The organism is Streptosporangium vulgare (assembly GCF_042428775.1).
In the GTDB taxonomy this organism is placed as follows: domain Bacteria; phylum Actinomycetota; class Actinomycetes; order Streptosporangiales; family Streptosporangiaceae; genus Streptosporangium; species Streptosporangium vulgare.
In genome coordinates this window covers 61,769-84,715 of the sequence record NZ_JBHMBS010000030.1, presented here as the reverse complement: position 1 = coordinate 84,715, position 22,947 = coordinate 61,769, and the positions used below count along the sequence as shown (strand labels likewise).

Annotated in this window: 17 protein-coding genes and 1 pseudogene; 11 read left to right on the top strand and 7 right to left on the bottom strand. The window is 69.1% G+C overall.

Features of this window, described 5'->3' with window-relative positions:
• Window positions 1-101: 101 nt before the first annotated feature.
• Window positions 102-902 carry an IclR family transcriptional regulator gene (locus ACFFRH_RS37285; protein ID WP_344744779.1) on the bottom strand — a complete coding sequence of 267 codons (801 nt, stop codon included), beginning with the start codon at window positions 900-902 and terminating at the stop codon, window positions 102-104.
• 130 nt (window positions 903-1,032) lie between these two features.
• Here ACFFRH_RS37285 and betA point away from each other — a divergent pair, with 130 nt between their 5' ends.
• Window positions 1,033-2,673 (top strand): choline dehydrogenase, encoded by a 1,641-nt coding sequence (betA, locus tag ACFFRH_RS37280; protein WP_344744777.1) that lies wholly within the window; start codon window positions 1,033-1,035, stop codon window positions 2,671-2,673.
• 95 nt (window positions 2,674-2,768) lie between these two features.
• Here betA and ACFFRH_RS37275 read toward each other — a convergent pair whose 3' ends face one another.
• Window positions 2,769-4,136, bottom strand: a complete 1,368-nt coding sequence (locus tag ACFFRH_RS37275; protein WP_344744776.1) for a hypothetical protein — start codon at window positions 4,134-4,136, stop codon at window positions 2,769-2,771.
• A 329-nt stretch (window positions 4,137-4,465) separates the two neighbouring features.
• Between ACFFRH_RS37275 and ACFFRH_RS37270 the strand changes: the two genes are divergently transcribed.
• From ACFFRH_RS37270 to ACFFRH_RS37235, 8 genes and pseudogenes are all read left to right on the top strand, one after another.
• Complete coding sequence (locus ACFFRH_RS37270; protein WP_344744775.1) at window positions 4,466-5,269, top strand: IclR family transcriptional regulator; 804 nt, start codon at window positions 4,466-4,468, stop codon at window positions 5,267-5,269.
• 86 nt (window positions 5,270-5,355) lie between these two features.
• Window positions 5,356-6,813 carry an aldehyde dehydrogenase family protein gene (locus tag ACFFRH_RS37265; RefSeq protein ID WP_344744774.1) on the top strand — a complete coding sequence of 486 codons (1,458 nt, stop codon included), beginning with the start codon at window positions 5,356-5,358 and terminating at the stop codon, window positions 6,811-6,813.
• Window positions 6,814-6,853: 40 nt separating this feature from the next.
• Window positions 6,854-8,173, top strand: coding sequence for a quaternary amine ABC transporter ATP-binding protein (locus ACFFRH_RS37260; protein WP_386162263.1), 1,320 nt, complete (start codon window positions 6,854-6,856; stop codon window positions 8,171-8,173).
• Window positions 8,170-10,167 (top strand): ABC transporter permease, encoded by a 1,998-nt coding sequence (locus tag ACFFRH_RS37255; RefSeq protein ID WP_386162261.1) that lies wholly within the window; start codon window positions 8,170-8,172, stop codon window positions 10,165-10,167. Before ACFFRH_RS37260 ends, ACFFRH_RS37255 begins: the two co-directional genes overlap by 4 nt.
• Window positions 10,168-10,276: 109 nt before the next feature.
• Window positions 10,277-11,272, top strand: a complete 996-nt coding sequence (locus ACFFRH_RS37250; RefSeq protein ID WP_344744770.1) for an ABC transporter substrate-binding protein — start codon at window positions 10,277-10,279, stop codon at window positions 11,270-11,272.
• 425 nt (window positions 11,273-11,697) lie between these two features.
• The gene (locus ACFFRH_RS37245) at window positions 11,698-12,060 is read left to right on the top strand and encodes a type II toxin-antitoxin system RelE/ParE family toxin (protein WP_344744769.1); all 363 of its coding nucleotides are present in this window, start codon (window positions 11,698-11,700) and stop codon (window positions 12,058-12,060) included.
• Complete coding sequence (locus ACFFRH_RS37240; RefSeq protein ID WP_344744768.1) at window positions 12,057-12,395, top strand: helix-turn-helix domain-containing protein; 339 nt, start codon at window positions 12,057-12,059, stop codon at window positions 12,393-12,395. The genes ACFFRH_RS37245 and ACFFRH_RS37240 overlap by 4 nt, the downstream gene beginning before the upstream one ends.
• Window positions 12,396-12,599: 204 nt before the next feature.
• Window positions 12,600-13,778, top strand: a pseudogene (locus ACFFRH_RS37235) (IS3 family transposase).
• 228 nt (window positions 13,779-14,006) lie between these two features.
• On the opposite strand, the gene ACFFRH_RS37230 reads toward ACFFRH_RS37235, so the two are convergent.
• From ACFFRH_RS37230 to ACFFRH_RS37220, 3 genes are read right to left on the bottom strand one after another with little or no spacing between them, the layout of a single operon-like run.
• Window positions 14,007-15,998 carry a hypothetical protein gene (locus ACFFRH_RS37230; RefSeq protein ID WP_344744767.1) on the bottom strand — a complete coding sequence of 664 codons (1,992 nt, stop codon included), beginning with the start codon at window positions 15,996-15,998 and terminating at the stop codon, window positions 14,007-14,009.
• Entirely contained in the window at window positions 15,995-17,137 is a 1,143-nt protein-coding gene (locus ACFFRH_RS37225) for a 5'-methylthioadenosine/S-adenosylhomocysteine nucleosidase family protein (RefSeq protein WP_344744766.1), read from the bottom strand. Before ACFFRH_RS37225 ends, ACFFRH_RS37230 begins: the two co-directional genes overlap by 4 nt.
• A gap of 13 nt (window positions 17,138-17,150) precedes the next feature.
• The gene (locus ACFFRH_RS37220; RefSeq protein ID WP_344744765.1) at window positions 17,151-17,846 is read right to left on the bottom strand and encodes an NUDIX hydrolase; all 696 of its coding nucleotides are present in this window, start codon (window positions 17,844-17,846) and stop codon (window positions 17,151-17,153) included.
• 512 nt (window positions 17,847-18,358) lie between these two features.
• Here ACFFRH_RS37220 and ACFFRH_RS37215 point away from each other — a divergent pair.
• Window positions 18,359-18,775 (top strand): hypothetical protein, encoded by a 417-nt coding sequence (locus ACFFRH_RS37215; RefSeq protein ID WP_386162258.1) that lies wholly within the window; start codon window positions 18,359-18,361, stop codon window positions 18,773-18,775.
• A 189-nt stretch (window positions 18,776-18,964) separates the two neighbouring features.
• Here the strand turns inward: ACFFRH_RS37215 and ACFFRH_RS37210 are convergent, their stop codons facing one another.
• The gene (locus tag ACFFRH_RS37210) at window positions 18,965-19,219 is read right to left on the bottom strand and encodes a tyrosine-type recombinase/integrase (protein ID WP_344744763.1); all 255 of its coding nucleotides are present in this window, start codon (window positions 19,217-19,219) and stop codon (window positions 18,965-18,967) included.
• On the bottom strand, window positions 19,194-19,559 hold the full coding sequence (locus tag ACFFRH_RS37205) for an NUDIX hydrolase (protein ID WP_344744761.1): 366 nt from the start codon (window positions 19,557-19,559) through the stop codon (window positions 19,194-19,196). Before ACFFRH_RS37205 ends, ACFFRH_RS37210 begins: the two co-directional genes overlap by 26 nt.
• A gap of 156 nt (window positions 19,560-19,715) precedes the next feature.
• Between ACFFRH_RS37205 and ACFFRH_RS37200 the strand changes: the two genes are divergently transcribed.
• Window positions 19,716-22,907, top strand: a complete 3,192-nt coding sequence (locus ACFFRH_RS37200; protein WP_344744760.1) for an amidase family protein — start codon at window positions 19,716-19,718, stop codon at window positions 22,905-22,907.
• The last annotated feature ends 40 nt before the right edge of the window (window positions 22,908-22,947 follow it).

Sequence of the window (22,947 nt, the reverse complement as noted above, 5' to 3'; positions counted from 1 at the left end):
GGACTGTTCGTCGCGCCTTCGCCGGGCGGCGGGGGTCGCCGGTCAGGCTTGTCGGGCGGCCGGGCGTGTGCCTTCCCCGGGACCGGGGCCGGCCTGGGGGATCAGGCCCGTTCGGTGTGGCCCAGGCGGTGGCTGATGTTCAGGGCTCCGGCGATCATGACCGGTGCCAGCTCGTGCAGCCGCTCCTCGCTGAAGCGGTAGGCCGGACCGGACGCGCTGACCGCCGCGACGATCTCGCCGTCGTGGGAGCGGATGGGGGCCGCGACGGCGTTCAGGCCGATCTCGTACTCCTCGACGGTGACGGCGTAGCCCCGCTCGCGGGCCTGGAGCAGCTGCTTCTCCAGCGTCTCGGCCGAGGTGATCGTTTTCGGGGTGTACGGCGTCAGGCCGCCCGCCGTGACCAGCCGGGTCCGGTGCAGGTCGTCGAGGTGGGCGAGCAGGACCTTGCCGCTGGAGGTGGCGTGCAGCGGGGTGAGCTCTCCGACCCAGTTGTGCGTGGTGACCGCCGCCGGGCCGCGTACCTGGTCCAGGTTGACCGCGTAGTGGGAGCGGAGCACGGCGATGTTGACCGTCTCGCCGATCTCCTCGGCGAGGCGGCGGCAGACGGGGCGGCTCTGCTGGGTGAGGTCGAGCCGGGAGGCCACCCCGCCCGCGAGGCGGATGATCCCGAAGCTGAGGCGGTACTTCCCCCGCTCCTCGGCCTGCTCGACCAGCCCGCGTGACTCCAGCGCGCCCAGCAGCCGGAACGCCGTCGACTTGTGGACCGCTATCTCCTGGGCTATCTCGCTCACCCCGGCCTCGCGGCGCTCGGAGAGGATCTCCAGGATGGTGATGGCCCGGTCGACGGACTGGACTCCGCCACTGCTGTCGGCGGTACGGCCGCCGAGGGGATCGTTGCCCATAGCCCGGACTGTAGGCGCTGGGGGTGGCGAATGCCACCGGAGGAACAATGGCCGTTGCGAATAGTGCAGCACATTGCGCTATTCGCTACAATTTTGGCCATTACCTCCTGCTGAACGAGGCGAGGCAGACATGTACGACTTCGTCATCGTCGGGGGCGGCTCGGCGGGAAGCGCCCTCGCGAACCGGCTGTCCGCCGATCCCGCCAACCGGGTGCTGGTGCTGGAGGCGGGCCGCCCGGACTATCCGTGGGACGTCTTCATCCACATGCCCGCCGCGCTGCCCTTCCCCATCGGGAGCCGCTTCTACGACTGGAAGTACGAGTCCGAGCCCGAGCCGCACATGAACGGCCGCCGGATCTACCACGCCAGGGGCAAGGTGCTGGGCGGCTCCAGCAGCATCAACGGGATGATCTTCCAGCGCGGCAACCCGATGGACTACGAGCGCTGGGGCGCCGACGAGGGCATGAGGACCTGGGACTTCGCCCACTGCCTGCCGTACTTCAAGCGCATGGAGAACTGCCTCGCCGCCGACCCCGCCGACCCCTGGCGCGGGCGGGGCGGTCCCCTGGTGCTGGAGCGCGGGCCGGTGCGCAACCCGCTGTTCGGCGCCTTCTTCGAGGCGGTGCAGCAGGCCGGGTACCCGCTGACCGACGACGTCAACGGCTACCGCCAGGAGGGCTTCGCCCGCTTCGACCGCAACATCAGCAGGGGCCGCAGGCTGTCGGCCGCCCGCGCCTACCTGCACCCCGTCATGAACCGCCCCAACCTGGAGGTCAGGACGCGGGCGCACGTCACCGGCATCCTCTTCGAGGGCAGGCGCGCCGTCGGCGTCGAGTACGACGGCCGGACGGTCCACGCGGGCGAGGTGATCCTGTGCGGCGGCGCGATCAACACCCCGCAGCTGCTCCAGCTCTCCGGGGTGGGCAACGCCGCCGAGCTGGACGCCCTCGGCGTCGACGTCGTGCACGACCTGCCGGGCGTCGGCGAGAACCTCCAGGACCACCTGGAGGTCTACATCCAGTACGGCTGCAGACAACCGGTGTCGGTGCAGCCCGCGATGAAGTGGCGCAACCGGCCGCTGGTCGGCGCGCGCTGGCTGTTCCTGCGCAGCGGCCCCGGCGCGACCAACCACTTCGAGGCGGGCGGCTTCACCCGGAGCAACGACGACGTCGACTACCCCAACCTGATGTTCCACTTCCTGCCCATCGCGGTCCGCTACGACGGCTCCGCGCCCGCGGGCGGGCACGGCTACCAGGTGCACATCGGGCCGATGTACTCCGACTCGCGCGGCTCGGTGAAGATCACGAGCACCGACCCCCGGGTCCACCCGGCGCTGCGCTTCAACTACCTGTCCACCGCCCAGGACCGGCGCGAGTGGGTGGAGGCCGTCCGGGTCGCCCGCGACATCCTGAACCAGCCCGCGATGGACCCGTTCAACGCGGGGGAGCTGTCACCGGGCCCGGGGGTCGAGACCGACGAGGAGATCCTCGACTGGGTGGCCAGGGACGGCGAGACCGCGCTGCACCCGTCGTGCACCGCGCGGATGGGCGTCGATCCCATGTCCGTGGTCGACCCGCTGTCCATGCGGGTCCACGGCCTCGACGGGCTGCGCGTGGTGGACGCCTCGGTGATGCCGTACGTGACCAACGGCAACATCTACGCGCCGGTCATGATGGTCGCGGAGAAGGCGGCCGACATCATCCTCGGCAACACCCCGCTCGCCGCCGAGCACGCGGACTTCTACCGGCACCGCGACGGCTCTCCCCGCTGACCGCGCGCCCGCCCGCCGCGTCCCGCGCGTCCTCCATGCCGGCCGGGGGTTCGGTTTCCCGGCCGTCCGGTGTGATCCTCCGCGAAGGCCCGAGGCTAACGGCCGGGGAACCGGTCGCGGGAGGCGAGGGGCGTCGCCGCGCGCAGCAGGGCCAGCAGGTGGCGCACGGGTTCCGTGGCGGGCCGTACGGAGTCGAGCAGGGGGAGGCCGACCGTCCGGAGGGCGGACGAAGGGCGTTCGGCCAGGGTGGCGAGGGCTCCGGCCGCCGGGTCGCGTACGACGTGGACCGCGCTTTCCGTGGCCAGCGCGTGGCGGGAGCCGTCGGGGGTGCTCCACAGCCCGACGCCGATCGAGCCGGACAGCTCACGCGGTCCCTCGACGTCGCCCAGGGTCTCGGCGTCGAGGTAGCGGACCTCGCCGCCCGTACCGGAGCCGGGGATCCCGTCCAGGATCATGATCTCGTGGCGCTGCGGGACCAGGATCGGGCGGTGTCCCCTCCGCCGCGGGCGCAGGCCGACGCCGCGCACCCGCTCCAGGGTCGCGCCGGTCGCCTGCCAGATCTCCAGGCAACCGTCGCCCGCCGCGGCGAGGCGGTCCGGGGACAGGAAGCACAGCTCGCGATGGTGCTCCTGTTCCGGTGAGCGGGCCAGGACCTGGTAGGGCGGCCTGACGATGCGCAGCGTGCGCCCGTCCACGGCGAGCAGGCCGGAGGACGGGTCGGCGGCCAGGTGCGACGGCAGGATGTCCGGCCCCCGCTCGCCCCAGACCAGGTCCTCCTCCATGACGACCTGTTCGACGCGCTCGCCTTCACCGGTGTAGTAGGTCAGGTGGCAGTCGGCGGGCTCCAGGTCGCGGCCGAGCCGGGGGTAGTGCCGGGCCAGCACCGCGAAGCGGTCGCGGTCCAGCCAGGTCAGCGCCGCGATCAGGGAGAACTCCTCGGGCTGCAGCATCGTCCTGTCCGCGGCGTCGTTGCGTACGAGGCCGAGGAAGGGGGTCGGCGGGATCCAGTCCATGCTGAAGACGGACGTGCCCGTGTTCAGCATCGCCCCGGAGCAGGCGTCCCCCGTCCGGCGGGCGACCTGGCGCCCGTCGTGGAGGTCGAACACCTGGACTCCGTGGCGGTGGGCGGAGGTCCAGCCCTTCACGCAGACCGCCAGCCACCGGCCGTCCGGGGACAGCGAGCCGGTGACGATCCAGCCGTCGACGGGGATCTCCAGCAGGGGGTCGGCGGTCAGGGTGGCGTACGCCTCCTCCACGGTTCCGGCCGGGGTCGCGGCGAGCAGGTCGAACAGGGGGCGTTCCGGGCCGTCCGGCCGCCACCGTCCGTCGAACAGCGGCAGGACGCGGTCCGCCTCGACCAGGGGGACCCGCTGCCGGACCAGGTTCCACAGGTCCGCCCAGCGCCGCTCCCGAGCGAGCCTCTCCGCCGCGTCCCGCCAACCGCGCCGATCGGTTCCGGTCATGTGCCCCCTCCTGTTTTCGCGATCAGGCTAGGGACGAGGGCAGGCGCGAGGCGTCCGCCGGGCGGGGGATTCCGAGGGCCGGTGCGGGAGGCAGAATGGCGCGACGATCTCGAACACGGCTGGGCCCCGGGTGCGTCGCCGACGCCATGCCAACCCCATGCCGGTGACATGCCGGTGACATCGACCGGCCGGCGCGCGTGGCCTCCTCCGCGGTGCGGGACACGGCGGCTCGATCACGGTGTGCCGCGCCGGGAGGTACGACAGGGTGCGATGCCGCCGAGGAGCGCCCGGGAGGCCGGGCTCGTGCGTAACCCGCTTAAAGTTGTGTCATGAGCAACGAGCTGGAGAGAGATGGCGCTGCGGTGCAGTCCGTCGACCGCGCGCTGTCCGTCCTGCGGCTGCTCGCCCGGCACGGCGACCTGGGCGTCAGCGAGATCGCCGCGGAGCTGGGGGTCCACCGTTCCACGGCGTTCCGCCTCGTCATGACGCTGGAGCTGCACGAGCTCGTCGAGCAGACCGCCGACCGGGGAAAGTACCGCCTGGGGGTAGGGATCGTCCGGCTCGCGGGCGCCGCGACCGTGAGGCTCGACGTCGTCCGCGAGAGCCGCGCCACCGGCGAGCGGCTCGCGGCGGCGGTCGGCGAGACCGTCAACGTGGCCATCCTCGACCGCGACGAGGCCCTGTACGTCGACCAGATGGCGGGTCCCTCGGCCCTGCAGGCCTACAACTGGGCGGGGCGGCGGGTGGCGCTGCACGCGACGTCCAACGGCAAGGTGCTGCTCGCCCACGCCCCGAGGGAGCGGTTCGAGCGGCTGGCCGCCGCTCCGCTGCTCCCGTTCACCGACCTGACCGTCACCGACGCGGGGCTGCTGCGCGAGGAGCTCGACACCGTCAGGAGGCGCGGGTACGCCACCGCGGCCGACGAGCTGGAGATCGGCCTGACCGCGGTGGCGGCGCCGATCTTCAACGTCGAGGGCACGGTCGTCGCCTCGATGAGCGTGTCCGGGCCGACCTTCCGGCTTCCCCCCGAACGGCTTCCCGAGGTGGCCGAGCAGGTGATGACGGCGGCGGGCGAGGTCTCCTCACGACTGGGCTGGCACGCTATTGAGGACGGCAAAGCCTTGACTGCGTGAACGAACAGGGTCGATTCTGTTCCTCGTTAAGCATTCCAATGCGTCATACGCAACGGATCATGCGATAACCGGAAGGACGGCCGCTCGTGTCAGATCTCTACCTCGGTGGCACCTGGAGGGATCCCGTCGCGGGCGGCCACCGTGAGATCCGCTCACCGGCCGACGGCTCCCTCGTGGCGACCGTTTCCGAGGCCACCCGGGCCGACACCGAGATCGCGATCGCCGAGGCCCGCGCGGCGTTCGACGAGGGCACCTGGGCCTCCACCCCCGAGCGCGAGCGCGGCGCGCTGCTGCTGAGGGTCGCCGACCTGCTCGAACGAGACGTCAAGAACGTGGCGAGGGCCGAGTCGCTCGACACCGGCAAGCGGCTCGTCGAGAGCGAGTACGACGTCGCCGACGTGGTGGCCTGCCTGCGCTACTTCGGCGGCATCGCCGGGACCGACGCGGGCCGCGTGATCGACACCGGCCGCGACGACGCGATCAGCCGCGTCGTCCACGAACCGGTCGGCGTCTGCGGCCTCATCACGCCGTGGAACTACCCGCTGCTGCAGGCCTCCTGGAAGGTCGCCCCCGCGCTGGTCGCGGGGAACACCTTCGTCCTCAAGCCCAGCGAGCTCACCCCGTCCACCGCGATCCTGTTCATGCGCCTGCTGGAGGAGGCCGGGCTGCCCCCGGGCGTCGGCAACCTCGTCCTCGGAGCGGGCGCCGAGGCCGGCGCCCCGCTGGCCGAGCACCCCGACGTGGACATGGTGTCGTTCACCGGCGGCCTGGCGACCGGCCGTACGATCATGGCGTCGGCGGCGGCCACGGTGAAGCGGGTCGCGCTGGAGCTCGGCGGCAAGAACCCCAACATCGTCTTCGCCGACGCCGACGTCGAGACCGCCCTCGACTTCGCCCTCACCGCAGTCTTCCTCCACTCCGGGCAGGTCTGCTCGGCCGGCGCGCGCCTGCTGGTCGAGGACTCCCTGCACGACGCCTTCGTCGACGAGCTCGTCCGCCGCGCCGCCCGCATCCGCCTCGGCGGACCCTTCGACCCCGAGGCCGAGACCGGCCCGCTCATCTCCGCCGCGCACCTGGCCAAGGTCGAGGCGTACGTCGCGTCCGGCGTCGCGGAGGGCGCGGTGCTGCGCTGCGGCGGGGAGAGGCTCCCCGGCGAGGGCCACTTCTACCCGCCGACCGTCCTCGACGAGTGCCACCGGGGCATGCGGGTGGTCCGTGAGGAGTCCTTCGGCCCCGTCCTCACCGTCGAGCGCTTCGGCGACGAGGACGAGGCGGTCCGCCTCGGCAACGACACCGACTACGGCCTGGCCGGGGCGGTGTGGACGCAGGACGCGGGCAAGGCCCAGCGGGTCGCCGGGCGGCTCCGGCACGGCACCGTCTGGATCAACGACTACCACCCCTACGTCCCCCAGGCGGAGTGGGGCGGTTTCAAGCGGTCGGGCATCGGCCGCGAGCTGGGCCCGGCGGGCCTGGCCGAGTACCGGGAGACCAAGCACGTGTGGCAGAACGTCCGCCCCCGCCCGCAGCGGTGGTTCCGCAGCTGAAGGACGACCCCCCCGTCCCCAGACGACCCGTGAGGTGGTCATGACCATGACATCACCGACCCAGCAGGCGCGGCCCGGAGCCGCCGCGCGGAACGAGGACCGGGCCGTCCTCGATGTGCGAGGTCTCTGGAAGGTCTTCGGCCCGCGCCCCGACCGGGTCGTCGGGACCCCGCTCGCGGAACTCTCACGGAGCGAGCTGAGGGCGAGAACGGGCTGCGTCACCGCCGTACGCGACGTCTCCTTCACCGTGCGGCCCCAGGAGGTCTTCGTCGTCATGGGCCTGTCCGGCTCCGGCAAGTCCACCCTCGTACGCTGCCTGACACGGCTCGTCGAGCCGACGGCCGGAGAGGTGCTGTTCGACGGCGAGGACATCCGCAAGGCGGGCGACAGGCAGCTGCGCGAGCTGCGCCGGCACCGCTTCGCCATGGTCTTCCAGAACTTCGGGCTGCTGCCGCACCGGCGGGTCCTGGACAACGTGGCCTACGGGCTGGAGATCCGCGGCATGCGGAAGGAGGCCCGCTACGAGCGGGCCAGGGAGATGGTCGAGCTCGTCGGCCTCTCGGGGTCGGAGAACTCCTACCCCGACCAGCTGTCCGGCGGCATGCAGCAGCGCGTCGGGCTGGCCAGGGCCCTCGCGGTCGACCCCGACGTGCTCTTCTTCGACGAGCCGTTCTCCGCGCTCGACCCGCTGATCAGGCGGGACATGCAGAACGAGGTCATCCGCCTGCACCGCGAGGTCGGCAAGACGATGATCTTCATCACGCACGACCTGAGCGAGGCGCTCAAGCTCGGCGACCGCATCCTCATCATGCGCGACGGCGAGCTCGTCCAGATGGGCACGCCGGACGAGGTCGTCGGGGCGCCGGTGGACGACTACGTGCGCGAGTTCGTCAGCGACGTGCCCCGCTCGAACGTGCTCACCACCCGCTGGATCATGCGCCCGCCCCGGCCCGACGAACCGCTGGACGGCCCCGAGGCCGGGCCGGACGTCGTCGTACGCGACGTCGTGCACACGGTCCTGCGCGCGACGCGCCCGGTGAAGGTCGTCGAGGGCGGCGAGCTGCTGGGGGTCGTGACGGCCGAGGAGGTCCTCGGCGTGCTCGCCGAGCCCTCACCGCACGGGACTTCCGGTGGGTCCGCCGGGTCGCCTCCGGACGCGACCTCCGGCGAGTCCGCCGAGCCGTCTCCGGAGGGGGCTTCCGCTGGGTCCGCCGACTCGTCTTCGGAGGGGGCTTCCGGTCAACCCGCCGAGCCGTCTCCGGACGCGACCTCCGGCGGCCCCGGGGGACCCGGCGAGCCCGGTGGGTCCGCCGAGTTCCCCCGGTCCGCCGGGTCCCCCGGGTCCGGGGGGCAGGGGTGACGGCCACCCAGGCCGCCCCGGCCGGTGGCCTGCGGCGCCCGCCCGCCTGGCCCCGCCGCTACCTGCTCGCCGCCGTCGTGGCGGCGTGGGTGCTGATCTGGGTGTTCGTCCAGGGCCGCGACACCTTCCAGCTCGGCGGCGCGGAACTGACCCCGCTGCACGTAAGCATCAACGAGGCCAGTGAGGTCATCGACAACAGCAGGAACGAGAACCCGTTCTTCCTGTACTTCGTCAACTACATCCGGCTCTTCCTCGACGAGTCCGTCACATTCGTCCAGGCGCTGATCAGTCAGCCGTCCTTCGGGCGGCCGCTGCCGGTCATCGGCTGGCTGGGCGTGGTCGCCGTCGCCACGGCGGTCGCGCTGCTGTGGGGCAACCTGCGGGTCGCCCTGCTGACCGCGATCGGCTTCGCCTCCTTCGGCCTGCTCGGCCTGTGGGAGGAGAGCATGGACACCCTCGCCCTCACCTTCGCCGCCGTCGTGCTCTCGCTGCTGATCGGCATCCCGCTCGGCGTCTGGGCCGGGGTGAACGACCGGTTCAACCGCCTGGTCACCCCGCTGCTCGACTTCATGCAGACGATGCCGACGTTCGTCTACCTCGCGCCGCTCACCCTGTTCTTCCTCATCGGCCCGGCGAGCGCCACCGTGGCGACCGTCATCTACGCCGTCCCGCCCGCGATCCGCATCACCGCGCACGGCATCCGCGAGGTGCGGCCCGCGATCCTGGAGGCGAGCACCTCCCTCGGCTCGACCGCCTGGCAGTCGCTGCGGAAGGTACGGCTCCCGCTGGCCAAGCGGACCATCGTCGTCGGCGTCAACCAGACCATCATGGCCGCGCTGTGCATGGTCACCATCGCCGCGCTGATCGACGCCCCCGGCCTGGGCAAGACCGTCGTCAAGGCGCTGGAGACCCTCGACGTCGGCAGCGCCTTCAACGCGGGCCTGGCGATCGTCGTGATGGCCATCGTGCTCGACCGGGTCACCTCCGCCGCGGGGCGCCGCGTCGAGGCCCAGCACCGGGCCGGGCGCTCCCGCGGACCCGGCCGCCGCCGCGCGGAGGCCGGCGCGGTCCTCGCGGTCACCGGCGTGCTGGTCTACCTCTCCCACGTCTACGTGTGGGCCGCGGAGTTCCCGAGCGAGGCGAACCTGGGACGCTACGTCCGCCAGGGGGTCGACGCGGCCACCCTGTGGGCGCAGGACAACCTCGCGGCATACACCGGCGCGTTCAGGAACGCCGTCTCCTACGGTCTGCTCAACCCGTTCGAGGCGCTGCTCACCGGCTCGCCGTGGTGGCTGGTCGGCGCCGTGCTCGTCGCGTTCGCCGCGATCCTGGCGAACGTCAGGATCGTGCTCGTCACCGCGGTCTGCGTCGCCCTGCTCGTCGCGCTCGGCCTGTGGCAGGACAGCATGGTGACGCTGGCCTCGACGCTGGTGGCCACCGTCCTGGTGATGATCCTCGGGGTGGTGCTCGGCGTCTGGATGGGGCGCAGCGACCGCGTCGACCAGCTGGTGCGGCCCGTCCTCGACGCCGGGCAGACCATGCCGCCGTTCGTCTACCTGGTGCCGATCCTCGGGCTGTTCGGCGCCACCCGGATCACCGCGATCATCGCCGCGGTCGTCTACGCGGCCCCGGTGGCGGTCAAGCTCACCGCGGACGGCATCCGCGGCGTGGCGCCGAGCGCGGTGGAGGCCGCCACGGCCGCGGGTTCCAGCACCTGGCAGCTCATCACCAAGGTGCAGCTGCCGATGGCGCGCAGCGCGCTCACCCTCGCGGCGAGCCAGGGGCTCATCTACGTGCTCGCCATGGTCGTCGTCGGCGGCCTGGTCGGCGCGGGCGCGCTCGGGTACGACGTGGTGGCCGGTTTCTCCCAGCTGCAGCTGCGGGGCAAGGGGCTCGCCGCGGGCGTGGCGATCGTCGTACTCGGGATCATGCTGGAGCGCATCACCCGGACGGCGGCGCGGCGGGCCGACGCCGAGACGCACGGCGCCCATTGAGACGCCGAGGCGCACGGCGCCCATCGAGAGGCGCGGACGAGCGGGGAGACGGACCGGGAAAACGGGCGGAACCGAACACGGCACACGACACCCAACACAGGAGGACCTGGTGACAGTTTCGAGGATCGGGCGACCGCGGGCGGTGGCGCTCCTGGTCGCGGCCGGCCTCCTCGTCTCCGCGTGCGGCGGGGCGAAGGTCGGCGAGAGCGACGGCGGGGCCGCCCCGGCGGCCTCCGGCGCGGACGGGAAGAAGGACTGCGGCGCGGTCAACATCGCCATCAACCCGTGGGTCGGGTACGAGGCGACCGCGGCGGTCATCGCCCACGTGGCCGAGAAGGACCTCGGCTGCTCGGTCACGAAGAAGGACCTCAAGGAGGAGGTCGCCTGGCAGGGCTTCGCCACCGGCGAGGTCGACGCCATCGTGGAGAACTGGGCCCACGACGACCTGAAGAAGAAGTACATCGAGGACCAGAAGGTCGCCGTCTCGGCGGGCTCGACGGGCAACAAGGGCGTCATCGGCTGGTACGTGCCGCCGTGGATGGCCGAGAAGTACCCCGACATCACCGACTGGAAGAACCTCAACAAGTACGCCCACCTGTTCAAGACCTCCGAGTCGGGGGGCAAGGGGCAGCTGCTCGACGGCGACCCGTCCTTCGTGACCAACGACGCGGCCCTGGTGAAGAACCTGAAGCTGGACTACAAGGTCGTCTACGCGGGCAGCGAGGCGGCGCTCATCACCGGGTTCAGGCAGGCGGAGAAGCAGAAGACCCCGATGCTCGGCTACTTCTACGAGCCGCAGTGGTTCCTGTCGGAGGTGAAACTCGTCAAGATCAAGCTGCCCGAGTACACCGAGGGCTGCGACGCCGACGCCGAGAAGGTGGCCTGCGACTACCCGCTCTACGACCTCGACAAGATCGTGAGCAAGAGGTTCGCCGACTCCGGCAGCCCGGCGTACGACCTGGTCAAGAACTTCACCTGGACGAACGAGGACCAGAACCTCGTGGCCAAGTACATCTCCGAGGACAAGATGACGGCCGAGGAGGCCGCGGAGAAGTGGGTCGGTGACAACCCCGACAAGGTGAAGGCCTGGCTTCCCACCTCCTGAGCGCGCTCGCCTCGCAAGCGAGATGTCACTGGTTTGAACCCGGTAGTGTCCACCAAAATGGCTCTGACCTGCGTTAATAGGCCAGAGTCATTCGTGGTTTTGGGCGGGTGTCGGGACTGCGGTGCTTGGTGATCACTCGCCATCCTGGCTTGCCGTCAGCTTCGTAGATGCCAACGAGCCTGAGGACGCGGCGAACGTGGCGTCACGGATGCCGGACATGTCGCTCGACCTCACCACTCAACGCGCCCGCGTGGTCCTGGTCCGGCTCAAGCCCTACGCCGATGTTCTCCAAATGCGCGAGCTGCTGACTCGCTCCACACGTTTAAGATCTTCACAGCAAGGGAGATGGGGCTTTTGTGACGTTGGCGATACGCTGAGTTGCCAAAACCTCTCTTGGATCAGCATAAGAAATTTATTATGCTGGAGTGAACTGGCAGATAGTGATCGTTCCAGAGGTCCGGGACTGGCTTCACGAGCTACGGAAGGCGGATCGGCAGACGCTCCTGCTGATCGCTGCGGCTTTGGATCGGGTCGCCGAGGAGGGCCCCGGTTTGGGGCGGCCCTTGGTGGACACGCTTCAAGGATCGACCATCCGTAACCTCAAGGAGTTGAGACCTGGATCCAGCGGGCGGAGCGAAGTGCGGCTGCTCTTCGTTTTCGACCCCTGGCGTCAAGCAGTGTTCCTGGTCGCCGGAGACAAGTCCGGCGACTGGAGCGGTTGGTATGACGTGGCGATCAAAACAGCAGAGGCGCGTTTTGCCCGATACCTCAAAGAGGGGGAGCAATGAGCGATCAGGCGGTGACATGGGAGGAACTGCGTGCTGAGCTTGTCCAGCCCGGCGATGAGCAGGAGGTCGCTCACCTCCGCGATGGGCTCGTAGCTCGCCAACGTGCCTACCAACTCGCTGAAGCCAGACGCAAGCTCGGCCTACGGCAGGAGGATGTCGCTCGGGCGATGGGCGTGTCACAGGCCCGCATCTCACAGATCGAGAGCGGAGTGATCAGCGAAGTGGCCACCCTGGCTGCTTACGTAACGGCGCTCGGAGGTCAACTCAAGATCGTGGCCGACTTCGGAGACTCGGCCATGGTGCTCGACACGCCTCGCGGTCGTCGTACGGGGTGATCTTGCCCATGATGGATGCCGTGGTTCCGGTGCTCTTCTCTCCCTTGCGGGCTTTCGGGGTGCTGCCGCGCCATCTGGCCGCGTTTTGTAGCTGAGTGACCAACTGGGTGACAACGGCCACGGACGGAGCCGGACTGGAGTTGACCCGGTTTGGTGGACACCTGATTCCTGGGGAACCCTAGTTCCCGGAAGAAGGAGTTCACTGTGCCGAACAACTATCCGCCGGAGTTTCGCCGGCAGATGGTAGAGCTGGTACGCGCAGGACGATCGCCGGAGGAACTCGCCAAGGAGTTTGAGCCCTCTGCGCAGTCGATCCGTCTCTGGGTGCGCCAGGCCGGCCTTGATGACGGTCGCCGCGCCGATGGCCTGACCAGTGCCGAGAAGGACGAGCTGGCCCGGCTGCGCCGCGAGGTCAAGCTGCTGCGCGAGGAGAAGGAGATCTTGCGTAAGGCCGCGGTTTTCTTCGCGAGGCAGACGGATCGGCCGAGATGAGATTTCGGCTGATCGATGCGGAGAAAGACCACCACGGCGTCTCCCTGCTGGCCCGGGTGCTGGGTGTGTCGCGCCAGGGTTACTACGCCTGGGCCGGGCGTGGTCCGTCGGCTCGCGCCCGTCGCGACACGGAGCTGACCGAGAAGATCCGCGCTCACCATCAGGCCTCCGACGAGATTTACGGGGCGCCGCGTATCCACGCTGACCTGCGCCAGATCGACGGCATCGGCATCGGGCGCAAGCGAGTGGCCCGGCTGATGCGCGGCCGGATTGACCGGGGTATCTCGGCGTCGGGGCTGTCGCACGACGATCACGGATCGGAAGGCAGCCGCGGCCTCGGACCTAGTGAGGCGGAAGTTCGAAGCCGACGAGCCGAACCGGTTGTGGACCGCCGACATCACATACGTGCCGACCTGGCAGGGCTTCCTCTACCTCGCGGTCGTCTTGGACGTCTTTTCCCGGCGGATCGTCGGCTGGGCGATGGCCGAGCACATGCGCACCGAACCGGTCACCGACGCCCTGGCGATGGCGATCGCTCAGCGCCGCCCCGATGGCGGGGTCATTCATCACAGCGACAAGGGCGGTCAATATACCTCGCTCGCCTTCGGCCAACGCTGTGAGCAGGCCGGCGTACGCCCCTCGACCGGCCGCACCGGCACCTGCTTCGACAACGCCATCACCGAGAGCCTCTTCGCCTCCCTGGAATGCGAATTGATCGACCGGCGGACCTTCCACACCAGGTCAGAGGCCGAGCGTGCGGTGTTCGCCTACATCGAGGGGTTCTACAACCCACGCCGTCGCCACTCCGCCAACGGCCAGCTCAGCCCCGCCGAATACGAACGACGCCACGCCCTCAAGCCCATCCACGAAGACGACTATGCTGCCGCGTAGCCGCAAGCCCTGAAGTGTCTACCGAACCGGGGCAACTCCACTCGTCCGCATGCCCCCAGGTCACCGGCACGATCGGCAGCGGTGGATGCGCCCGCCAGAACGCAGGTCGGCGGATAAACGCCCCGATGACGCCTCGCATATCGGCCACTTGGCCAACCTTCTGCCGCCCTCAGCTTGCATCTACTGAACCAACGATCATCGTAAGTGGTTCACCGATCGATCGGTTCGTCAGGCGAAGATGGCGTTCACGGCCTTGCTCATCTCCGCGAGGGGCGCTTTCTCACGTTGACGCTCGAAGGCGATCCACTCCTTGCCCTCCGCGGCGACTCCCTCCAGGACGTGGAGGGCGTTACCGAGCCCCGCCGTGCCGAGGGTCACCTGTGATGCGCCTTGTGGATCCTTATCCTCATTCTGAGTGACATCTGTGGGCGGATCGGTCACCTTGACCTTGATCGGATCGCCGTTGGTAAGCGTCAGCTCGAAGACGTTCTCTCCGTTGTCGGTCTCGGCCACCTGGACGGAGGTGAACGCGTCGTAGCGGTAGTTGGTGCGTGCCCGGCTGCGGAAGATGGCCTTCTGGAAGTCGAGGTGCACGGTCAACTGCCGCACGCCGTCTTTGGTGAGCAGAAAAAGTAGAATCTTGTATTTCGAGTAGCGCCATGGCCCCTTTTTGACGCGTGCCCTGTCGTAGGAGGGCGTGGCGGGCGCCTCGATGAAGGCGTGGGCGAGGACGTCCTGCCGCTTCAGCCTGTAGAGGCCCATCGCCTGCTCCATCAGCGCCTTGCGGTCGCACTCCAGCCAGCGGGCCATCTCGAGATCATCCGGTCTGTCGGCGAGTTTGCGCTTCCACCGGTCGAATGCTGCCTGGCGGCCGGCCAGCAGAACCTTCTTTTCCGCCTCGTCGGCGGAGTGCCGCTTGTACTCCACGGCAATGCGCAGCCAGACGCGAGCCGCGAGCCAGACTGAGGCTACGGCGGCGAATGTGGCCAGCGACACGATGAACGGCCTAACCTGCGCGCCGCTCCAGACCAGGAAGGCGCCTGCTGTGACCGCCGCGATCGCGGCGAGCACACACATCACTTTCACGAGCAAGGGGACGCGTAACTCCTTGCGGTAGTCCCATAACTTGCCCGCCCGCCAGCGCCGCGCGACGTCAGCGACCAGGTATCTGGTGAGCCAGGCGACTCGCTTGGCATTGACCGTGCTCTCCCGGTAGATAGTGACGACCTCGTCACGCAAAGCCCGGCGGACGCCCGCTGTCTCCGAGAGCCAGTGGGCCTTGTCCACGTCGCGCGGTGTGTACAACGCGAAATAGTGGTTGAACTGCTGGTCAATCTTGCTCGCGAAACCATCGCCGCGTGTGGTGGGCGGCCGGCGCAGATACTCGCGGTCCTTCGCCTGGCGGCGCTCCTTCCTGCACCGCCACTCGGCACCGCTGCGCACGCTCGCGTAGCAGCCAGCCGCGAGAGTCAGCAAGGCGGGCACCGTCACCGTCCCGGTGTGCTGCCATGCCGTGGCGCCGATGAAGCCGACGGTCACCAGGGCCAGCGCGGTGGCCGCCGTGGCTCCGGTCCAAATACCGAGTCCAATGAGGACAGGATCCGCCGGCCGCACCCGTGCGCCGATGGGCTCCGGCTGGAAGAACTTCCAGGCCCGCCCCAGCCTGCTTTTCGCGCAGCGGTCGCTCCTGGCCGCGTCGAAGGCGCGCGCCCAGAGGGCGTCCTCGGCGGAGCTGTCCAGGAACATCTCCATGTGCTGGAGGAAATCGTTGCGCTGCTCGTCGGTCAACTTCTGGAGCTCCTGCTCTATGTCGGCAGTCCTGCCCCCCGCAGGACGGGACGTCAGGAGGTGGTCGACCAGCTTGATCGCATCGGCCCATTCGTCATCGTCCTTGACGGCACCGCGCACGCAGCGCAGCATGACGATCTCCTTCGGTGGCACCTGCTGCAGGGTGCGTCCGCTGAGTATGGCCAGTAGCAGATAGAAGCAGGAACGGCCGTTGACGTAGTTATGCAGGACCACGGCGTTGCGGATGTGCTTGCGCGCTTCCGGAGCCATCCCCCCGCGCAGGGAATTGAGCCCCACCATGAAGATTTCCTGGGGCGAAGGGGCGGCCTCTACCTGGTAGACGTTGACAGATCCGTGGATGGCCTCCGCCTGGACGGCGACGCTCGCCGAGTCCGTAGCGAGGTTGGTCGGACCGGAGTGGGAATCGTTCACAGTAAGCCTCGAACGGCCGCGATGACGACCGACACGTGCGCCGCCAGTTCCGCCACATCAGCCAGAAGTCCGCGGAGTTTCTTGAGCGCGATCACCGCCTTGCTTCTGCCCTCCTCGGTGCTCTCCGACAGCGACTCGGCGGCGACGGCGATCTCCTCCTCCGCAGCGGTGAACGTGTCCACGTCCACCTCCTGAGCCTTGTGCGCCCTGGCAAGTCGGTCGCGCAGCTCGGCGAGCTGCGCGACCGGGTCGGCTGCCGGGGGCTGAAGCGAATGGCCAATGGTGACGTTGCCGTGGATGTGCCCGGCCTGCACGCCCACTCGGGCGTTGTCGCGGGCGATGTTCTTCACGCTGTCGGTCATGCCTTTTGCCTCTCTCGCCTTGCTAACCGGACGGTTTTCGTGCTCTACGGCCAGTTCCTGAGCGAGGGCCACAGCGAAGGCAGCGGCGTTGGCCGCTGCCCTCGACTGCCAGTTCAGGCCGTCGGTCGTAGTCTTGGTGCCGTCGGCGCGATCGCTGATGCCGCGCACCACGGCCATGGGCAGCGACCTGTTGTGATGGGCGGCCTGCGCCATGCCAGCCGACTCCATCTCGATCGCGAGCGCGTCGTTGTAGGTCTGGCGCACCCACCGGGCATGCGCGGAGATCGCGGAGTCCTGTACGACCTCGCCGGCCGCGATCGGGCCGAAGCGCACCGCAGGCACGGCCGCGCCCGCAGGAAGGCGGCGGCTCCAGGTCTCGGTGCGGTAGAGGTGCCGGGCGATCTGGTCGGTCTCGTGGTCGATCTCCCAGACGCGCGGCCGGGCTTGGAAGCCGTCGTCCTCGCTGGTGCCGCCGTGGTAGGCATACACGTGCGTGGCCACCACCACGTCACCCAGACCGATGCCGGGCCACAAGGCCCCGGCGACCCCCACAAACAGCAGCGCCGACGGCGAGAACTCGGCAATCGCCCGCTCGGTGATCACCGCCGAAGGATGGTTGCCCTTGCCGACCAAACCCAAGGCCACCCGGCGTTCGTCGCCGGCGAGGCGACCGAGCTCGAAGCGGGTGCCTGCGTTGTGGCGGTGCACGCGCGGGTCGGTCAGGTGCCCGCGGACGGCCTGATACTCCAAATCCAGCGCGGTGAGAATCACGATCATGACCGCCTACCTCCTAAGGCCGAGTCATCGGGGGGTTGAGGACGTGGGCTGTGCCCGCCTTGAAGAGCCGGGCGGGCCGCCCGTTCGGGGTCTTGCGCATCGGGCCGTCGGCGACGATGAAGCCGTGGGCGCCCTGGACCTTGCGGTAAAAGTTGCGGGGATCGAGTCGGACGCCCCAGACCGCCTCGTACACCTGCTGTAGTTCCGAGATCGTGAAGGACTTGGCGCAGAACGCGGTGGCCAGGGCGGTGTGCTCCAGCTTGGTACGCGCGCGTTCGATCCCGTCGATGATGATGCGGCGATGGTCGAACGCCAGCTCTGTACCCGGTGCCAGGGCGTCGTCCACCGACGTCCAGGAAGCGCCGGCGGCGTCGGTGCCGGCGATCGGCTCTGGCAGGCGGGGCGCAATGGCCAGGTAGGCGACGGACACGACGCGGCCGCGCGGGTCGCGGCCCGGCTCGCCGTACACAGCAAGGGGCTCCACGTGCACGTTGGACAGGCCAGCCTCTTCCAAGAGTTCACGCCGTGCCGCCACCTCGATGTCCTCGTGCTCGTCGCGCAGGAAGCCGCCTGGCAGAGCGAAGGTCCCTAGGAACGGGTCGATGCCACGTTCCACGAGCAGGACGTGCAGGCGCGCGTCGCGCAGGGTCAGGATCACCAGGTCGACCGCGAGCAGGATGCGCGGCGGCTGCCATGGGTCATCGGGCATGAGCACACCATAGCTTTTTGTCAGATCGACAGGAAGTATTTGTTGAATTCGGCGGTACTCGTGCCGACCTCGCCCACCCGATCATGGAGTCGGCTGATTCGACGGTCGAGAAGAGTTCCGTGATCAAGGGCGGACGCTACGAGAGTCAGGGCGGTGGGTTGCGGTGATGCTGCGAGTGGACGTGAGCAGCTCGGACGTGATCGGCATCGACGTGCTCCAGGGCCTTGTGGGGGGCCAGAGACACCTCGCGCCGTGGCTACCGCCCCCGGCGTCAAAGTGGCGCCGGACGACGGCGAGTGGTCAGCCGTCTGGCAGGCGGCCCCGGCGAACCGCACGACCGGGACAGTAGCCCTAACCGGCGATTTCTCGCTTGCTCTCACGCTCGACGCCGTGCTGAGTGGCTTGCCCGTCAGGATCGAGGTGGTCATCAACGATCGGGCACACGGACGGCGTGATGCGCAAGCCATGCCTGGAGGTCGAGTTGACGGAAGGATGTGCGAGCGCCAAGTCCGGTGATTTCGCAGGGCGTAGCTGGGCAGGGGTGCAAGATCCGGTTCCTGATCGGGGACCTGGACAGCGAGGTCACCCGTCGTCGCGAGGAGGTGGAGAACGTCCCGCTGACCGTCTCCACCCGCATCCGGATCACCCTCTCGGAGATCGAGCAGGTTCGGAATGTCCCCGGCATCGAGGCACGCTTCGGAGACGAGCGCATCGCGATGAGCGTCTTCCGCTTCGACTCCGAGATGCTCGTGACGCCGCACCTGGCCAAGCTCGTCGGCCACGACTCGCCCATGATGCACCTGCGCCGCTACCAGGACGACGGCCTGTTCGACCGGTTCGGCTATCACGCCTCAGAGCTGTGGAGCAACGGCCGGGACGCCTGGGCGGAGGAGCCGCGTAAGCCTGCGGAGAGTGCCGGTTCTGGGTGACCGACTGGGTGACAACGACCCCGGACCACGGTGGACGGTCGTGGACCGTACGCCCAGGTCAGGGTCTGTGTCGGTCCTGGTCGCGCCCCTGCTCGGATCGCCTTGCAAGCGAGATGTCACCGGTTCGAACCTGGTGGTGCCCACCAGCCAAAACGCCCCGTTCCTGATCTTCGGAACGGGACGTGAGGGCTAACTCCCGAAGATGTCATCCATGGCCTTAACGCCCTGTATGAGCACCGGCCGGATCTGCTTCCGACAGACCGTCTTCATGATCACTGTGTTCCGATGGCTGACGAGTCGTGAGATGTCCTCGATCGGGACGCCCGAGCCCGACAGCAGTGAGACGAAGCTGTGTCGCATCTCGCGAGGGGTCCAGTCGGTGCCACGCAGTCCCGCTTTCTCAACGATCTTCCGTATGTCACAGCGGACGTTGCCCGCGTTCACGGCCGTTTCCTCCGAGGTTGAGAAGACAAGGTTCGCTTACGCCCCCGCCTTCTCCTGCTCTTCCCGGAGCGCCCGCAGCGCGTCCACGCACCGCCGAGGGAGCTTGCCGGCCGCGTAACACCGTGCCCTGCGGGAAGCTCCACGAGCGGTGCCGGATCGGATGGCGATATTCCTCGACCAGGTGGAGGCCGTCGTTCTCCTCGGGGATGACCAGGATGAAGTCGGCCAGCTCGATGTGGCCGTAGATGCCGGGGGTGCCGTCGGCGTGGACGGTCTCGTCCTCGCGGATGGTCATCCCGGGGTTGGTGCGGACGACCCGGTCCGAGATCTGCTCGACCATGATCCTCACCGTAGCCAATGGAAGGTTCCAGATAAACGGACACCGTAATAAACCAGTCAGTACGGCACGTTTCTCCCAGGGAACACATGCGACATATCGCCGTAACGGGTGATCTATAGCGTCACGCGCAATACCGGGTTCCTCAAGGAGCACGTGGTGCGCAAAGTCCTCATCTCCCTCACCTCCCTCTCCCTCACCCTCACTCTCGTCGCCGTGCAACCCCAGCAGGCCAACGCCAAGGTCGAACTCGACCTTGAGACGTTGACCGGTGCCGAGGCCGTCTCCCTCATGGCCGCCGGCAAGCTGACCTCGGTCGACCTGACCAAGGCGTACATCGCCCGGATCACCGCGCTGAACAAGCGCGGGCCCGGCCTGAACGCCGTCACGGACCTCAACCCCAACGCGTTGAAGGAGGCCGAGGCGTACGACCGCCTGCGTAAGAAGGGCAGGTCGCTCGGTCCGGCCATGGGGCTGCCGATCCTGCTCAAGGATTTGATCGACGTCGAGGGCATGCCCACGACGGCGAACAACTGGTCGCTGCGCCAGTCCTTCCCGGCCTCCGACGCCGGCATCACCAAGAAGCTGAAGGAACGCGGCGTCGTGATCCTCGGCAAGGTGGGGCTGTCGGAGTACGCCAACAGCTTCGGCTCGCAGCCGTCCGGGTTCGGCAACTACGGCGGCCAGGTCGTCAACGGCATCGACGCCGACCAGAACCCCTCCGGGTCGTCGTCGGGCACCGGCGCGGCCATGGCCGCGGCGCTGTCGACGCTGGGCATCGGGACCGAGACCTCCGGTTCCATCATCTCGCCGTCGAACACGCAGTCGCTCGTGGGTCTGCGGCCGACCGTGGGTCTCGTGCCCGGTTACGGCATCGCGCCCATCTCGGCCTCGCAGGACATCGCCGGTCCGATGGTCCGCACGGTCTCCGACGCCGCGCTCACACTGGCCTCGATCGCCGGGCCCGACCCGGTGGCCGACGCCGGGTACAAGGCCATGTTCGGCGACGACTACATCGCCAAGGGCATCATCCCGCCGCTCCCCGCAACGCTGCCCGACTACACCAAGGCCATCGATCTCGACTTCGTGCGCGGCAAGAAGATCGGGTACAACGGCACCCTCACCGAGGGCAGCCCGCTCAAGATCGCGTACGACGCCCTGACCGCCGCCGGTGCCGTCCTGGTGCCCCGCCCGCAGGCGACGATCCCCTCGCTGCCCGCGCTGCCCAGCGGCTATGAGCAGCACAAGAGCATCGACTCCTACTACGAGCGGCTCGGCCCGCAGGCGCCGATCAACTCGCTGGTCGAAGAGGTGCAGGTCAACCAGGCCGAAGCTCACCAAGCGCTCAAGTTCGGCAACGTCAACCACCTGAACTCGTCGCAGGCGGACGTGACCCCGGGTGGGGCCAACGAGCAGGCGTACCGGACGAACCTCGCGATCCGTAAGGCCGCCTGGCACAAGGCCATCGACGACATGGTGACGTACACCAACTCGGACCCGGCGCAGCCGGCCGACCCGGTGATCGCCATCCTGGGCGGCGCGCCGAGCGCCCCGCAGGCCGGTTACCCGTCGATCACGATCCCGATGGGCTACACCGCGACCCAGCGGCGCGCCCAGAACGTGCAGGTCCACGGCAACGCCTACAGCGAGTTCAACCTGCTCGGCGTCGCCTACGTCATCGAGCAGGCCACCAAGCTGCGCCGGCCGGCCAGCCTCGTGAACCCGAGCATGTACCGCTGCGCGAAGACGACCCCGGCTCCACCGTTCGCCGGGCGCGGCGCCTGCAACCCCGACTACGACGCCGTCCTCAAGGTGACCGGCTACGACTCCCGGCCGCTCGGTTTCTCGCTGGAGACCGAGACGGCGCAGAGCCTGATCCGGAAGCTGAACAAGGACGAGGTCTCGGCCGAGGAGCTCACCCGCGCCTACCTCGACCGCATCGCGCTGACCAACGCCGAGGGCCCGGCCACCCAGGCCGTCCGCGAGATCAACGCCGACGCGATCAAGGAAGCCCGCAAGCTCGACCAGGAGCGGTGGAGGTACCGCACCGGCGAGCCCACCGGCCCGAACGACACGCGCCCGCCGCGTCCCGCCCTCTGGGGCCTGCCGGTGCTGGTCAACGACACCATCGACGCCAAGTCGCTGCCGACCACGGGCGGCTCGATCGCCCTCCAGGGTCTCAAGCCGGCCAACGACTCCACCCTCGTGGCGAAGCTGAAGGCCGCCGGCGCGATCGTGCTCGGCAAGACCAACGTCACCGAGCTGAACGGCGTCTTCGACGCCAACCTGCCGAAGGGCTACTCCTCGCTCGGCGGCCAGGTCCTGCTCCCGAACGACACCGACAAGACCCCGGCGGGTTCGTCGGCCGGCGCCGCGGCGGCCACCGCCTCGGGTCTGGCCGCGATCACGATCGGCATGGAGACCTCCCTCGACTCGGCGCAGCTCCTCGCCCCGGCCGACGCGGCCGGTGTGGTGGGCCTCAAGCCGACCGTCGGCCTGGTCAGCACGACCGGTGTGCTCCCTGTGGCCAAGTCGCAGGACGCCCCCGGCCCGATCACCCGCAGCGTCGGCGACGCCGCGACGATCCTCAACGTGATCGCCGACCCGGCGAGCCCGGTCGACTACACGAAGGACCTCAAGGCCGACGCCCTCGCGGGCAAGAAGATCGCCGTGGTGTCCAGCACGAGCGCCCCCTACCAGGAGGCGATCGCCAAGCTCCAGGGCCTCGGCGCGACCGTCACCCAGGTCTCGATCGCCGCACCGGCCGCGACCGACAGCGTCGTCGCCACCGAGTTCAAGCGTGACCTGAACGCCTACCTCGGCGCGGCCAAGCCCGGCACGACGCTGCGGAGCATCATCGACTACAACGACGCCAACCCGGTCGAGGGCCTGAAGTACCAGCAGGGTCAACTGCTGGCCGCCCAGGCGATCGACCTGTCCGACCCCGCGACGAACGCCAAGTACACGGCCGACCTGGAGGCCGGAAAGGCCGCCAACAAGGCCGTCCTGGACAGCGTCCTGAGCGGGTATGACCTGATCCTGGTCCCGAGCGGCAGCAACGTGATCGGCTACGCCGACCGCGCCGGCTACCCCGCGCTCACCATCCCCGCCGGGTACGGCGCGCAGCAGAGCTCGTCGGGCCGCAACCCCATCGGTGTGACGCTGATCGGCGGCGCCTTCTCGGAGGCGAAGCTGCTGGCCGGCGGCTACGCGCTGGAGCAGGCGATCGACGACCGCCTCGCCCCCAGCTACACCAACCCCAGCATGTGGCGCTGCGTCCCGGAGAGCACCTTCTTCACGGGCGAGTTCTGCCTGCCGGGCGACCGCCTGGCCCCTCGTTACAAGGGCTGACCACTGGTTGAGGAGAAGGGCCCGCGGTCTCTCCCCCCGC